This window comes from Stenotrophomonas sp. GSD10, assembly GCF_056172695.1.
Window position 1 is genome coordinate 4,108,374 of sequence record NZ_JAOCMC010000002.1, and the last position, 14,552, is coordinate 4,122,925.

Sequence of the window (14,552 nt, forward strand, 5' to 3'; positions counted from 1 at the left end):
AGTTATAGAAGCACTCCGAACACTAACGGTTCGTGAAGGGGCCCAATTTAATGAACATCAATCAGGGCGACATTCATGGTCGAGTCAGAAACCTCTGACTTATGAACAAATTCACGACGTTTTCGGCCCGAAATGCCCTCAGTGCGCTTCATCCCAGTTGTTGCCGATCCCGGTATCGACCACCAGCGGCACCCGCAGTTGGGCCGCTTGCGACATGCGTTCCACCACCTGCAAACGCAAGTCTTCGACGAAACTACTTTCGGTTTCGAACACCAGTTCGTCGTGCACCTGCAGGATCATCCGCGCCGGTGCGCCGCTGTCACGCAGCCACTGGTCCACGTCCACCATCGCCCGCTTGATGATGTCGGCGGCGGTGCCCTGCATCGGCGCATTGATCGCGGCACGCTCGGCACCGGCGCGCAGGCCCTGGTTGCGGGCATGAATGTCGTTCAGGTAGAGGCGGCGGCCGAACAGGGTTTCCACGTAGCCCTGATCGCGGGCCTGCTGGCGCATCCGCTCCATGAAGTCGCGCACGCCCGGGTAGCGGCTGAAGTACAGCGCCACATAGTCCTGCGCCTGGCCACGGTCGATGCCCAGGTTGCGCGCCAGGCCGAAGGCGCTCATACCGTACATCAGGCCGAAGTTGATCGCCTTGGCGGCGCGGCGCTCGTTCGGGGTCACCTCCTCCAGCGTGCGCCCGAACACCTCGGCGGCAGTGGCACGGTGCACGTCGGCGCCCTGCTCGAAAGCACGTACCAGGCCCGGGTCTTCGGACAGGTGGGCCATGATCCGCAGCTCGATCTGCGAATAGTCGGCGGCCAGCAGCTGGAAGCCCTCCGGTGCGATGAACGCGCGGCGGATGCGGCGGCCATCTTCGGTGCGGATCGGGATGTTCTGCAGGTTCGGGTCCGAGGAGGACAGGCGGCCGGTGGCGGCACCGGACTGGTGGTAGCTGGTATGCACCCGGCCGGTGTCCGGGTTGACCATCTCCGGCAGCTTGTCGGTGTAGGTGCTGCGCAGCTTGGCCAGCCCGCGGTAATCGAGGATCACGCGCGGCAGTTCGTGCTGGTCGGCGATCGCCTCCAGCGCCTCTTCATTGGTGCTGGGCTGGCCCTTCGGGGTCTTCACCACCGCCGGCAGCTTCAGCTCGTCGAACAGCACGGCCTGCAGCTGCTTGGGCGAATCCAGGTTGAAGCTGCGCCCGGCCAGCTCGGTGGCCTTCTGCTGCGCGGCCAGCATCCGCGAGGACAGGTCCTGGCTCTGCCGGCGCAGCTCGTCGGTGTCGATCCGCACGCCGTTGGCTTCAATCGTGGTCAGCACTGGAACCAGCGGCATCTCGATGTCGCGGTACACGCTGTCCAGCGCCGGCTCGGCCAGCAGCTGCGGCTGCAGCGCGCGGTGCAGGCGCAGGGTGATGTCGGCGTCTTCGGCCGCATAGCGGCTGGCTTCGTCGATGCCCACCTGCGAGAACGGAATCTGCTTGGCGCCCTTGCCGGCCACATCCTCGAACTTGATGGTGCTGTAGCCCAGGTAGCGCAGGGCCAGCGAATCCATGTCGTGGCGGGTGGCGGTGGAGTTGAGCACGAAGCTCTCCAGCATCGTGTCGTCGTGGTAGCCCTGCACGTCCACGCCATGGCGGCGCAGCACGTGCAGGTCGTACTTGCCGTGCTGGCCCAGCTTCTTCTTCGCCGGGTCCTGCAGCACCGGGCGCAGCGCGTCCAGCACCTGCTGCATCGGCAGCTGCGCCGGCGCGCCGGGGTAATCGTGGCCGACCGGAATGTAGGCGGCCTTGCCCGGCTCGACCGCCAGGCTGACGCCGACCAGGCGCGCGCGCATCGCATCCAGTGCGTCGGTCTCGGTGTCGAAGCTGATCAGCTCGGCCTGCTGCAGGCGCTCGACCCAGGCCTGCAGCTGCTCGGCGGTGAGCACGGTCTCGTACTCACCCGGTGCGGCCAGCGCCGGATCCAGCGTACCGGCCGCCGGGGCCTCGGCGCTGCCACGGGCGAAGCCGGCGGCGGTGCCACGCAGGCTCGGGGTGGCTTCGCTGGCCACTGCCGGTGCCGGCAGCGGCGCACCCAGTTCCTTCAGTGCCTGGGTGAAGCCGTAGCGTGCGTACAGCTCGGTCAACACCGGCACGTCCTGCTCGCGCAGCGCCAGCGTGGTCGGGCTGGCCTCCAGCTCCACATCGGTACGGATGGTCACCAGCTCGCGGTTCAGCGGCAGGCGCTCCAGCGCAGCGCGCAGGTTTTCGCCGATCTTGCCCTTCATGGTCGGCGCGGCCGCCATCACCCCGTCCAGGTGCTGATACTCGGCCAGCCACTTGGCCGCGGTCTTCGGCCCGCACTTCTCCACGCCCGGCACGTTGTCGACGGTGTCGCCCATCAGCGCCAGCAGGTCGATGATCTGGTCGGCGCGCACGCCGAACTTGTCCATCACCGCCGCGTCCGAATCCATGCGGCTGCCGGTCATGGTGTTGACCAGCTCGATGCCCGGGCGGACCAGCTGCGCGAAGTCCTTGTCGCCGGTGGAAATGGTCACCTTCAGGTCCTGCGCCACGCCCTGCAGCGCCAGCGTGCCGATCACATCGTCGGCTTCCACGCCGGGCACGCGCAGGATGCTGATGCCCAGCGCCTCGACGATGCGGCACATCGGCTCGACCTGGCTGCGCAGCTCGTCGGGCATCGGCGGGCGGTTGGCCTTGTACTGCTCGTACAGGTCGTCGCGGAAGGTCTTGCCCGGCGCATCCACCACAAACGCCACATAGGCCGGGCGCTCCTTCAGCGTGGAACGCAGCATGTTGACCACGCCGAACAGCGCGCCGGTGGGTTCACCCTGTGCATTGGACAGGGGCGGCAGCGCGTGGAACGCGCGGTACAGGTAACTGGACCCGTCGATCAGGACTAATCTGCTCATGCGGCGATTCTACGCGCCCCCGCCTGCACCGCGGCGACACGGCGCCGACGTGGCGATGGGGCATAATCCAAGCTCATTCCAGGCAAGGGAACCCCACCCATGAAGACTCTGATGCTGGCCTCCCTGCTCCTGCTGGCCGGCTGCGCCAGCATGGGTGGCGCCGGGGCTCCCCGGTGGACGTGAAGGGTGCCGATGTTTCCAAGCGCACCATGGACAACGGTGACACCATCGAGGAATACCGGGTGTCCGGCCAGCTGCGCATGGTCAAGGTGACCCCGGCGCGTGGCGCACCGTTCTACATGTACGACAAGAACGGCGACGGCCGCTTCGACAACGACAAGGACGGCGTGTCGCCGGTGTACTGGAAGCTGTACAGCTGGTGAGGTGGCCGGGGCCGGATCCCTTTCCAAAGGAAAGGGCTCTGACCCCCATCATGGCAATCGGCACGGCCCCCACAAAAAACAACGCCGGCGCGCATCCTGCGCACCGGCGTCGGGTCCCTCCCCGGGAACGCTTGAATCATCGGGTGTGGATCAGCGGATCACCAGCACCGGCAGGGTGCTGCGTGCCAGCACTTCGGCGGTCTGGCTGCCCAGCAGCACGCGGGTCACGCCACGGCGGCCGTGCGAGGTCATCACGATCAGGTCGCTGCTGCGCTCGCCCGCGGTCTCGATGATGCCGTCGGCCGCATAGCGGTCCAGCACATGCACCGGGTTGGCGGTAATGCCCTGCTCGGCGGCCTTGGCCAGCGCCGGCTGCAGCACCTTCTGCGCGCCTTCCTCGCGGTCGGCCTTGTACTCGGGGCTGTTCATGTACCCCACGCTCCAGCCCATGGCGTCGTACATGCCGACGGCCCACGGCTCGGAGACGGTCACGATATCGACCTCGGCATTGAGGTCCTTGGCCAGCTCCAGGCCCTTGGCCAGGCCCTTGTCGGCCAGCTCGGAGCCGTCGGTGGCAATCAGGATGCGCTTGTACATGGTGGGGCTCCGTCGCGATCAGCCAAATGGAAACGCCACCATTGCACACCCGATGTGCAGGCCGCGCCTTGAGCAGGATCAATCCGGCGCCGCGCAGCGGCACGCGAGCATCGCCCGCCAGGCGGCGGGCGGGTCGGCCATGACCGTAGAGTCGAGCTTGCTCGACTGCTTCTGCTCGCAAAAGGCAGTCGAGCAAGCTCGACTCTACCGCTGCTTTCCTCAGGCGATCTGCACCACGCGTGCGTTCTGGCACAGCGGGTAGCTGGCCACGAACCCGGCGATCGCCTCACGCATCGCCTCGAACGACTGGCCATACATGTACAGCGCGGTCTCGCTCGGGCCCTGCCACCAGCTGCAGATCTCACCCAGGCCTTCGATGCGCTCGGACAGCTGCTCGAACACATGGTTGGAGTCGCATTGTTCGTAGACCTCGTCCGGCAGGTTCAGGCCATCGAGGTAGATGCCCAGACCCTCGGTCACGCCGAAGTGGCGATTGGCCTCGCCCGCGCCTTGCAGCTGTGAGCCCTTCGGCGCACCCAGCTGTTCCAGCAGGTCGATCAGCTTGGGCACGCCGGCCGCATCCACCAGCGCCACCTCGATATCGCCGTACAGCACCTCGCCCTCGTCGGAGGTCGCGGTGCCACCGCCGACGATCTCGCCGATCTCGGCAGCCTGCATCAATGCGTCGAGCGGATCCTCGAACAATTCATGACGATGCGCGGGCTGCAGCTTGGCGTTCAACATCACGGTGACGTGCAGGGTCGGTTCGGTCATCGGGGCGTTCCTTGAGGATGTGGCCGCTATTGTAGAGTCGAGCTTGCTCGACTGCTTTTTCCGCCAGAAGCAGCCGAGCATGGGCTCGGCTCTACAACAGCCCGTCAGCGCAGGAACGGCGCCACTTTGCGCTTCAGCAGCTCCACCAGCACCGGGTCCATGTAGTCGTAGTCGTCGGGGATATCCAGGCAGATCACCCGCTTGCCATTCAGCCATGCCTTGTAGCGGCTGGACAACCGGTTGCGGTGGGCGCGCTCCATCACGAACACGATATCGGCCCACTGCAGCAGCTCGGGGCTGAGCACTTCCTCGGCGTCGGCCAGCAGCCCGGCCGAGGCGGTCTCGATGCCCGGCCAATCGGCGAAGACCTGCTCGGCCGTGGGGCTGCGCAGGCGGTTCTGGCTGCAGAGGAAGAGCACGTTGCGGGTCATGGCTGCAGCGTATCGGGGTCGGATCCCTTTTCCAACGGAAAAGGGATCCGACCCCGACGGTGAGGTCCCCCGACGGTGATCAGATCACCGTCAGGTTGGCGTAGGCCATCACCAGCCACTTGCTGCCGGCGTCGGCGAACTCGACCTGCACGCGGGCGTGCGCACCGCTGCCTTCGTAGTCGGTCACCATGCCTTCGCCGAACTTGGGATGGGTGACCAGCGCACCGAGCTTGACCGGCGGTGCCTCGATCGAGGCATGGCCCATCACCCGGCTGGCGCCCATCGAGGCCGTCCGCGAGACCTGCACCTTCGGGCGCACTTCGTGCAGCAGCTCGCGCGGGATCTCGCGCAGGAAGCGCGACGGCAGGCTGTAGTTGTCCTGGCCGTGGATGCGACGCGACTCGGCATAGCTCAACACCAGCTTCTGGCGCGCGCGGGTGATGCCCACGTAGGCCAGCCGGCGCTCTTCCTCCAGTCGCCCGCTTTCCTCCAGCGAACGCGCGCTGGGGAACAGGCCTTCTTCCAGGCCGGCCAGGAACACCAGCGGGAATTCCAGGCCCTTGGCCGAGTGCAGGGTCATCAGCTGCACACCTTCCTCGCCGGCCTGCGCCTGGCCTTCACCGGCCTCCAGCGCGGCATAGGCCAGGAACGCGACCAGCTCGTCCATGTCCTCGCCCACTTCCTCGATGTCATCGGCACGGCGCACGAAGCGCGAGGCGACCGAGACCAGTTCGTCGAGGTTGTCGGTGCGCGATTCCGAATCCAGCGCGTTGCGGCTTTCCTTGCTCCAGTGCTCGCGCAGCTGCGAGCGGGCCAGCACGTGGTCCACGCGCTCGGCCAGGGTCATGTGCAGGGTCTGCGCCTGCAGCTCGTTGACCAGCACCAGGAAGCCGGCCAGCGCATTGCGCGCACGTGCGGCCAGTGCGCTGCCCTGGGTCACCAGCATGGTCGCTTCCCACAGCGAGATGCCCTGCGCGCGCGCTTCGCGGCGCACTTCGTCCAGTGTGCGGTCACCGATGCCACGGGTGGGCGTGTTGACCGCGCGCTCGAACGCCGCGTCATCGTTGCGGTTGGACAGCAGGCGCAGGTAGGCCAGCGCGTCCTTGATTTCGGCACGCTCGAAGAAGCGCATGCCGCCGTACACACGGTATGGCACCTGTTCGCTCAGCAGGGCTTCTTCCAGCGCGCGCGACTGCGCGTTGCTGCGGTAGAGCACGGCCACTTCGGTGTAGCTGCCACCATCACGCACCCACTGGCGAGCACGCTCGACGATGTAGCGCGCCTCGTCCATCTCGTTGTACGCGGCGTACAGGTCGATCGGCTCGCCGTCGCCGCTGTCGGTCCACAGCTGCTTGCCGATGCGGTCGGGATTGTGCGCGATCACCGCGTTGGCGGCGCCGAGGATGTTGGCGGTGGAGCGGTAGTTCTGTTCCAGGCGGATGGTCTGCGCACCGGGGAAGTCGCGCAGGAAGCCCTGCACGTTCTCGACCTTGGCGCCGCGCCAGCCGTAGATGGCCTGGTCATCGTCGCCGACCACGAACACGTGGCCTTCATGCCCGGCCAGCACGCGCACGAAGGCGTACTGGATGGCGTTGGTGTCCTGGAATTCGTCCACCAGGATTTCGCGGAAGCGGGCGCGGTAGTGCGACAGCAGCGCCGGGTTGTCACGCAGCAGTTCATGCGCGCGCAGCAGCAGCTCGGCGAAGTCGACCAGGCCGGCGCGGTCGCAGCGCGCCTGGTATTCGATGTAGGCCTGGCGCATGGTTTCCAGCCACGCATCGTGCGGTTCGGGCTGGATGTGCTGCGGGCGGCGGCCTTCGTCCTTCTGCGCGTTGATCCACCACGCGATCTGCTTGGCCGGGTACTTGCCGTCGTCCAGCTCCAGCGCCTGCACCACGCGCTTGACCAGCCGCAGCTGGTCATCCGAATCCATCACCTGGAAGCCTTCGGGCAGCTTGGCGTCCTGCCAGTGCAGGCGCAGCAGGCGGTTGGCCAGGCCGTGGAAGGTGCCGATCCACATGCCGCGGCTGCCATTGGGCAGCTGGGCGTCGATGCGGTGGCGCATCTCGCCGGCCGCCTTGTTGGTGAAGGTCACCGCGAAAATGCCGTGGGTCGGCACGCCTTCGACTTCATGCAGCCAGGCGATACGGTGGGTGAGTACGCGGGTCTTGCCGGAACCGGCACCGGCCAGCACCAGGTGGTGGCCGGGGGAGCGGAGACGGCTTCGCGCTGGGCCGGGTTCAGGCCATCAAGCAGGTGGGAGACATCCATGCCCCCATTTTACGGCATCGCCGTCGCGGCTCCTGCGACCGTCTGCGTTGCCAGCGCCTGCGCCTGCTGACGCAGTTCAGGCACGGCCAGGCTTTCCCACAGGCTGCCGATGCGCAGGCTGCCGAGTACGCCCAGCCGCGCCTGCGGCTGGCCACCGGCAGCGCGCAGGCGGTCGCCCGGCACCGTGCTGTCCAGGCCCAGCCCATGCGGGCCGGGGCGGGCAAGTCCATCGGCCTGCAGCTGCTGCAGCAACGGATTGCGCAGCGCGCTGGCGCGGGTTTCGACGCCGGTGGCGTTGATCACGCCGCCAATCGTCCATTGCTGTTCATTGCCCGAGGCATCGCGGCCGGACAGCTGCACGGCATCGCCCTCGCGCCAGACGCGTTGCAGACGGGCGCGGTGGACGCGCAGCTGGCCGCTGTCGATCAGCGCCTGCAGCTGAACATCCACTTCTTCGGCGATGCGGTGGCGATGCACGTCCCAGTAGCGCACCACATGGCGCAGGAAACGGCGCTGGTCGGCGGCGTCGAGGCTGCACCACAGCGCCTGCCCGTGCGGGCGGATACGGTCCATCACGCCCTGCCACGGCAGGCCATCGGCCTGCGCCTGGCGCGCGAAGCCGCGCAGCGCGTGCAGGCGCCGGCGCAGGTTCATCGGCAGCAGCACCGCCGGATCGAAGCTGGGCAGGCCGCCGTGCGCGTGTGGCAGCGGCAGCAGGCCATGGCGCGAGATCACATGCAGCGGGCCGGTGTGACCGGCGGCGACCAGCGCCAGCACCGTGTCGGCCATGCTCAGGCCGGAGCCGACAATGGCCACGGCCTGTTCGCCGGCCAGGGTACGCACACCGTCGTAGTCCCAGGCCTCGATCACGTCATCGGCGGGCAGCGCGTCGGCGCCGGGCACCGGCAGCGGGCGCATGCTGTTGCCGGTGGCCAGCACCGCCTGCGCGGCGTGCAGCGTGCCGCCATCGCCGAGCGTCAGCTGGTAGCCGTGGTCATCCGGTTGCAGGCCCAGCACCGGCTGCGCGATCACCTGCAGCTGCGCCGGGCTGGCCGCCACGGCCTCCTGCAGGCGCTGCTGCAGATAGGCGGCAAAGAAGTGGCGGCACACATAGCGCTCGCCCAGCACCTCGCGCGCCTCGCCCGGGTAGGCGTTGGCGGCTATCAGGTAATCGAGGAAATCGCCGGGCTGGTCGGCAAACGCGCTCATCTTCGCCGCCGGCACGTTCAGCAGGTGCTCCGGCCACGGCGTGGCATAGGCGATGCCCTGGGCCAGCTGCGAGGCCGGTTCGAAAATGGCCAGCGCCAGCGGCGCCCGGGCCTGGCGCAGTACCTGGATCGCCACCAGCACCCCGGCCGCACCACCACCGATGATTGCCAGGTCCAGTTCGCCATTACGCGGTGAATCAGTCATGCGCCGATTGTAGGCCATCGGCGATGACAGGCCGGGTTGCCGAAATGGGCGGTTGCCGCCGCCTCACATCAACGCATCGGCCAGCCGTGCGATGCCCTCGCGGCTGCGCCGCCAGGTGGGGCGGCTGCGCCACTGCTGCAGATCCAGCTGCCGCGATTCGCGCAGGTAGCCATCCTCGATCGCGCACAGCTGCTGCACCAGCGCGCGGTCATAGCAGATCAGGCCGATTTCGGCATTCAGCGCAAACGAGCGGATATCCATGTTGATCGAGCCGAGTACGGCGATGTCCTCGTCCACGCTCATGTGCTTGGCGTGCAGGAACTGCGGTTCATACAACGCGATGCGCACGCCACAGCGCAGCAGCTCGTCGTAGTAGGCCTCCTGAGCCCACGAGGTCAGCCGCTGGTTGTTGCTGGCCGACAGGATCAGCTGCACGTCGACGCCGGACAACGCGGCAATGCGCAGCGCGCTGAGGGTGGCTTCATCAGGCACGAAGTACGGCGTGACCATCACCAGCCGGCGCCGTGCCAGATGGATCAGCGCCGCCACCGCATCGCGCGCGTTGCTGTACGGGTAGGCCGGGCCGCTGGGCAGCAGCTGGGTGGCGATGTCGTCGCTGCACTCGGGCACATCGGCGATCACGTCCAGGCGCTGGCCGGTTTCCATGTACCAGTCGCTGGCGAACACCGCCTCCAGATGCGCCACCGCCGGGCCGCGCACGCGCGCCACCAGTTCGCGGTTCGGGTGACCCGGCACGAACTGCGGGCCGGCCAGGTTCTGCGAGCCCACATAGGCCACTTCGTTGTCGATCACCGCGATCTTGCGGTGGTTGCGCAGGTCCATGCGCCCGCTGCGGCGCCAGCGCAGGCCGCCGGGCAGCATCGCGCGCACTTCGATATCGCGCGCTTCCAGACGGTTGCGGTAGGCGCGCAGGCCGCGCTTGGCGCCCACCGCATCGAGCAGCACGCGGCACTGCACGCCGCGCGCGGCGGCGCGCTGCAGTGCCTCGACGATGGCCTCGCCCACCGCGTCGTCGAACATCAGGTAGTACAGCAGGTGCACGCGGTCTTCGGCCTGGTCGATGTCGGCGATGAGCGTGTGCAGCGAGTCGTCGTAGTCGGTCAGCAGATCGACCGCATTGCCGTGCACCGGCATGAAATCGCCCTGGCGCTGCACCAGCGGCACGATCTCGGCGCTGGCGGTGTCCGGCTGCGGGGACCAGCGCAGGCGGTGCTGCAGCGCCTGCTCCTCGCGGATCACCTGCGAGGCTTCGGCCTGGCGGCGGATGCGCTCGCGCGACAACCACGGGTGGCCGAACAGCAGGTACAGCGGCAGGCCCAGCAGCGGCACGAAGCCGACCAGCAGCAGCCAGCTGCGTGCCGCACCCGGCGTGGTGCGGGTGGGAATCCAGCACAGCGCGACCAGCCGGATCAGCCAGTCGATCAGCAGCAGATACGAACCCAGCAACCACTCGAACAGCATCGCGTCGCCCGTCGGGAGGTGATGGGCCATTCTGCCCAGCAGGGTGTGTAGAGTCGAGCTTGCTCGACTGCCGTTGGGCAGCCGAGCGTGGTTCGGCTCTACAAGGGCCGCAGGGAAGGCCGTCGAGCAAGCTCGACGCTACGGGATGGCTCAGTGCCGCACCGGCACCTCGCACAGCTGGCGCACCGAATCGGCGTGACGGCGGCCGTTGAGCGCCATGCAGGCAATGGCCTGCGCGGCCCGCTCCAGCTGCGCCTCCGGCAGCGTCGGCGGTGCGCCGTTGGCCAGTGCCAGGTGGTGATCGCACAGCAGCAGCGCCATGCCCTCGATGCCTTCCAGCATGCGCTGCAGGCGCAGCCAGCCCAGTTCCAGGTCCAGCCGGTGTGACGGGGTGTTCATGCAACCTCCTTCAACGGATCTGGCCACCGTGAAGGTGGCGGACGATGCGTGGTTGCAATACCGGGAAGCAATCAATGAGCAAACGAACCGGCGGGCGCGAGGCCCCCACGCACCGTCCGCCATAGAGGCGGATAGGCCACCAACCGTCGCCGGAGGGATCTCCGGCGACGGCGGGCGAGTCTACTCATGATTGACTTCACGGGATTGCAAGCCCGGCCACTGCAACCGCAGCGGCCAGCCATCATGGGCACGGCAGGGCCTGTCGTTCCAATCGATTTGAACCGCGCGAAGTGCCGGAACCGGTAGGCACAATCACTTATCGCATTCGGCCCATCATTCCGTGCACGGCGCCATTGGCGACAGCGTGCGCAGGGACTGCCCAGTGCCGACCAACGGTCGGCACCCACCCAAAGGGGAATGCCCGAACGGTCGGCACCCATATCTGGATGCCAGGCATGAAAAAACCCGCCGCAAGGGCGGGTTTCTTCGCGGGGATCAGCAATCCTTGCGGATTACTTGATCTTGCCTTCCTTGTACAGGACGTGCTTGCGCACGACCGGATCGTACTTCAGGAATTCCATCTTCCCCGGGGTGTTCTTCTTGTTCTTGTCGGTCGTGTAGAAGTGGCCGGTACCGGCCGAGGAAATCATACGGACCTTATCGCGCTTGCCTGCCATGATGCTTTACTCCTCAGACCTTTTCGCCGCGCGCACGCAGCTCAGCCAGAACGGAATCAATGCCGTTCTTGTCGATGGTGCGCAGTGCATGCGCGGAAACACGAAGCTTGACCCAGCGGTTCTCGCTGGCCACCCAGAAACGGCGCTCGTGCAGATTCGGCAGGAAACGACGACGGGTCTTGTTGTTGGCGTGCGAGACGTTGTTACCCGTCTGCACTCGCTTGCCGGAAACCTGGCATACGCGGGACATTGCGCACCTCGATAGTAGTAGTTGTCAGCCCGTAGCCCGGGAGACGGCGGCCTCGATGGTTGCCCACCACACGTCAAGAGAATCAAAGGGTTACGCTGGCGTTGGGCGGCCGGGGACGTGCTCCCGGGGGCGCCGCCCGGTAGAAAACCGGACACAGCGAGCCGCGCATTATGCACGCGTTCAAGCACTTGCGCAAGTTACCCACAGGCCGTGGGCTGAACACGACGGCGGGAGCCCTTGTAGAGCCGAAGGTAGCGGCAGGAGCCGCTGCCAACGTCGCTTGCGACGGCCCGTAGGGTGACGGTCAGGACGACCGGCATAGCCCACGCTCGGCTCAGGCATTCCGGGACACAGCAGCCGAGCGTGGGCTCGGCTCTACAACAACGACCGGGCCGGCTCAGCGCAGGTGCGGGATGACCTGGGCCAGCAGATGGGCATCCTTCAGTGCACCGTGCAGGCCGCGATTGCCGGGAATGCGCAGGCGCTGCAGCACATCGTCCAGTTTGTTGCCCTGCCCGGGCCAGCGCCCGCGCGCCAGCTTCAGGCTGCAGGTGACGCGGCAGTGCTGGGCCAGCGTGGCGGGAATGCCGGCCAGGCGCAGCTCGTTATCGAGGAAGCCGACGTCGAACGTGGCGCTGTGCGCGACCATCTCGCTGCCGCGCAGGAACTCCAGCAGCTCGGCGGCCTTGCTGGAGAACAGCGGCTTGCCCACCAGCATCGCATCGCTGATGCCATGCACGCGCTGCGCGCCCCAATCGACCCTGCGCTGTGGTTGCAGGTAGGTGTGGAACTGGCGCCCGGTGAGCTGGCCATCGATCAGTTCGACGGCACCGATCTCGATCACGCGATGACCGAGGCGATGGGAAATGCCGGTGGTTTCGGTATCCAGTGCGACGATGCGGCTCATCAGGGCGTGCGTTCTCCAGTACGTGCCCCCGGATTTTCGCACGCGATCGATGCACTCACCCCAACGCTTCCACCACCCAGTCAATGAACACCCGCAGCCGCTGGCTCATGTGCCGGTTCGGCGGGAACATCACATGCATCGGCATCGGCGGCAGCTGCCAGTCCTTCAGCAGCGGCAGCAGCTCGCCACGCGCCACGTGCGGTTCAGCCATGTAGCGGGGCAGCGCCACCACGCCGAGCCCCGCCAACGCAGCCGCCAGATAGGCGTTGCCGTCGTCGAAGCCGACCGTGTAGCGGCCCTGCACCTCGATGCGCTCATCGCCGCGCTGTGCAGTGAACACGCGGGCACGGCCACTGCGCGGGCTGAGGAAACCCACAATGTGGTGGTCCGGCCCTTCCAGCGCGCGCGGATCGACCGGCACACCGAAACGCTGCACGTACGCCGGGCTGGCGTGGAAACCGATCGGCAACGCTGCCAGCGGCCGCGCCACCAACGCCGGATCGGCCGGCGTGCCGCCACGGATCACGCAGTCGACGTTGTCGGCGATGACATCGACCTCGCGATCACTCACGCCGATATCCAGCTGGATCTCCGGGTAGCGCGCCTGGAACTCCGGCAGCGCCGGTACCAGCCGCAGCCGTGCGTAGGGCCCGGGCACATCCACGCGCAGGCGCCCACGCGGCTGGGCGGCCGCGTCGCCCAGCCCGCCTTCCACCTCGTCCAGTTCGGCCAGCAGCCGGGCGATGCGCGGGTAATAGGCCGCACCGTCGGCGGTGACACTGACCCGCCGCGTGGTGCGGTTGAGCAGGCGCAGCCGCAGGTGCGCCTCCAGCTGCTGCACCAGCTGGGTGGCCGTGGTGCGGCTGATCTGCAAGGTGTGCGCGGCGCGGGTGAAGCTGCCGGTTTCCACCACCCGGGCAAACGCCCGCATCGCCTCGAAACGGTCCATGGCTGGCCGCGATTGTTTGGAATTGGCAATCAATCTAGGCCGATCATCGCGGTTTATCCAGACAGCGCTGGTAGGGAGGATGGCGTTCTCTCCCTCAGGATCTTCCCCATGTCACAGCGTGATGTCGTTTTCCCCGCCGGGCGCCAGGCCCTCTATGAGCGCAACCGCTACTCGCCGGCGATCCGGTCCGATGGCTTCCTGTTCGTTTCCGGCCAGGTCGGCAGCCGCGAGGACGGTTCGCCTGAGCCGGACTTCGAGATGCAGGTGCGCCGCGCCTTCGAGAATCTCAATGCGGTGTTGGCTGCCGCAGGCTGCACATTCGATGACGTGATCGACGTGACCGTGTTCCTGGTCGATCCGGAAACCAACTTCGAGAAGGCTTGGGCGATCGTGCCGGAGTACTGGGGCGAGGCGCCGCACCCGACCCTGACCGGTATCGGCGTGACCTGGCTGTATGGATTCCAGTTCGAGATCAAGGTGATCGCGAAGCTGCCGTGACCGCTACTGTAGAGCCGAGCCCATGCTCGGCTGGTCGTGCGAAAGCAGCCGAGCATGGGCTCGGCTCTACAGACGCGCAGCCCGGTGTCCGACCCCACGGGCCGATAGGCGTGCCGACCAAGGTCGACACCCACCGGGGCAGAAGGCCCCACGCCGGCCACCTGAACGGGAGATTCCGACGTATTCCCGAAGCGGCCATTGATATTGTATCCGGCGAAAACCGCTTGCTAGCCTCCCCTTCATGCGCTGGATCACCCGCCACCTCCGTTCGACCCTGCTGATGCTGCTGATGGCGGCATTCGTGGTCGTGCCGGTGGCCGACGCGCTGGCGTGCACGGTGGAACCGCATGCCAGCACGGTGCATGTGGAGTCCGCACCGGATGCCGATGGCGATGCCGACAGCAAGCATGCCGGTGCCTGTGGCCACAACCACTGCCACCACTCCAACCTCAGCCTGCCGGCACACGCGCTGGCCGCGTTCGGGGCGCCGCTGCCGGCGCGCTGGATGAGTGCGGGCGATGCGGCGACCTACGCGGTCGCCCAGGATGAATTGACGCGTCCACCCCGGGCGTGAGTTGAGCGCGTCCCGCGATTGCGGGCTCCCGTTT

13 protein-coding genes and 2 pseudogenes are annotated in these 14,552 nt (G+C 67.2%); 3 read left to right on the top strand and 12 right to left on the bottom strand.

Going from position 1 to position 14,552, the window contains the following annotated elements; translation table 11 throughout:
- Window positions 1–138: 138 nt before the first annotated feature.
- Window positions 139–2,913 carry a DNA polymerase I gene (gene polA, locus N4G47_RS19175; RefSeq protein ID WP_475289618.1) on the bottom strand — a complete coding sequence of 925 codons (2,775 nt, stop codon included), beginning with the start codon at window positions 2,911–2,913 and terminating at the stop codon, window positions 139–141.
- Between the two features lie 99 nt (window positions 2,914–3,012).
- Between polA and N4G47_RS19180 the strand changes: the two are divergent.
- Window positions 3,013–3,296 (top strand): annotated as a pseudogene (locus tag N4G47_RS19180) (DUF2782 domain-containing protein).
- A 150-nt stretch (window positions 3,297–3,446) separates the two neighbouring features.
- Here N4G47_RS19180 and N4G47_RS19185 read toward each other — a convergent pair.
- The 11 genes and pseudogenes from N4G47_RS19185 to N4G47_RS19235 all read right to left on the bottom strand — a co-directional run bounded on the left by N4G47_RS19185 (window position 3,447) and on the right by N4G47_RS19235 (window position 13,446).
- Entirely contained in the window at window positions 3,447–3,893 is a 447-nt protein-coding gene (locus tag N4G47_RS19185) for a universal stress protein (protein WP_475289621.1), read from the bottom strand.
- A 219-nt stretch (window positions 3,894–4,112) separates the two neighbouring features.
- Window positions 4,113–4,667 (bottom strand): hypothetical protein, encoded by a 555-nt coding sequence (locus tag N4G47_RS19190; RefSeq protein WP_475289623.1) that lies wholly within the window; start codon window positions 4,665–4,667, stop codon window positions 4,113–4,115.
- Between the two features lie 104 nt (window positions 4,668–4,771).
- Window positions 4,772–5,098, bottom strand: a complete 327-nt coding sequence (locus N4G47_RS19195; protein ID WP_475289625.1) for a low molecular weight protein tyrosine phosphatase family protein — start codon at window positions 5,096–5,098, stop codon at window positions 4,772–4,774.
- A 79-nt stretch (window positions 5,099–5,177) separates the two neighbouring features.
- Window positions 5,178–7,369 (bottom strand): annotated as a pseudogene (uvrD, locus tag N4G47_RS19200) (DNA helicase II).
- A 9-nt stretch (window positions 7,370–7,378) separates the two neighbouring features.
- Window positions 7,379–8,800 (bottom strand): FAD/NAD(P)-binding protein, encoded by a 1,422-nt coding sequence (locus N4G47_RS19205; RefSeq protein WP_475289627.1) that lies wholly within the window; start codon window positions 8,798–8,800, stop codon window positions 7,379–7,381.
- A 45-nt stretch (window positions 8,801–8,845) separates the two neighbouring features.
- The gene (gene cls, locus N4G47_RS19210; protein ID WP_475289982.1) at window positions 8,846–10,264 is read right to left on the bottom strand and encodes a cardiolipin synthase; all 1,419 of its coding nucleotides are present in this window, start codon (window positions 10,262–10,264) and stop codon (window positions 8,846–8,848) included.
- Window positions 10,265–10,414: 150 nt separating this feature from the next.
- Window positions 10,415–10,663: a hypothetical protein gene (locus tag N4G47_RS19215; protein ID WP_475289628.1), complete on the bottom strand. Its 249-nt coding sequence runs from the start codon at window positions 10,661–10,663 to the stop codon at window positions 10,415–10,417.
- Between the two features lie 512 nt (window positions 10,664–11,175).
- Window positions 11,176–11,343, bottom strand: coding sequence for a 50S ribosomal protein L33 (rpmG, locus tag N4G47_RS19220; protein WP_169411268.1), 168 nt, complete (start codon window positions 11,341–11,343; stop codon window positions 11,176–11,178).
- A 10-nt stretch (window positions 11,344–11,353) separates the two neighbouring features.
- On the bottom strand, window positions 11,354–11,590 hold the full coding sequence (rpmB, locus tag N4G47_RS19225) for a 50S ribosomal protein L28 (protein WP_005411638.1): 237 nt from the start codon (window positions 11,588–11,590) through the stop codon (window positions 11,354–11,356).
- 397 nt (window positions 11,591–11,987) lie between these two features.
- Entirely contained in the window at window positions 11,988–12,497 is a 510-nt protein-coding gene (locus tag N4G47_RS19230; RefSeq protein WP_475289629.1) for a DNA polymerase III subunit epsilon, read from the bottom strand.
- A gap of 55 nt (window positions 12,498–12,552) precedes the next feature.
- Window positions 12,553–13,446: a LysR substrate-binding domain-containing protein gene (locus N4G47_RS19235; RefSeq protein WP_475289631.1), complete on the bottom strand. Its 894-nt coding sequence runs from the start codon at window positions 13,444–13,446 to the stop codon at window positions 12,553–12,555.
- Window positions 13,447–13,554: 108 nt separating this feature from the next.
- Here N4G47_RS19235 and N4G47_RS19240 point away from each other — a divergent pair, with 108 nt between their 5' ends.
- A complete protein-coding gene (locus N4G47_RS19240) occupies window positions 13,555–13,944 on the top strand; it encodes a RidA family protein (RefSeq protein ID WP_475289633.1) in 390 nt (129 codons plus the stop codon).
- A gap of 241 nt (window positions 13,945–14,185) precedes the next feature.
- Window positions 14,186–14,518 (top strand): hypothetical protein, encoded by a 333-nt coding sequence (locus N4G47_RS19245; RefSeq protein ID WP_475289635.1) that lies wholly within the window; start codon window positions 14,186–14,188, stop codon window positions 14,516–14,518.
- Window positions 14,519–14,552 lie beyond the last annotated feature (34 nt).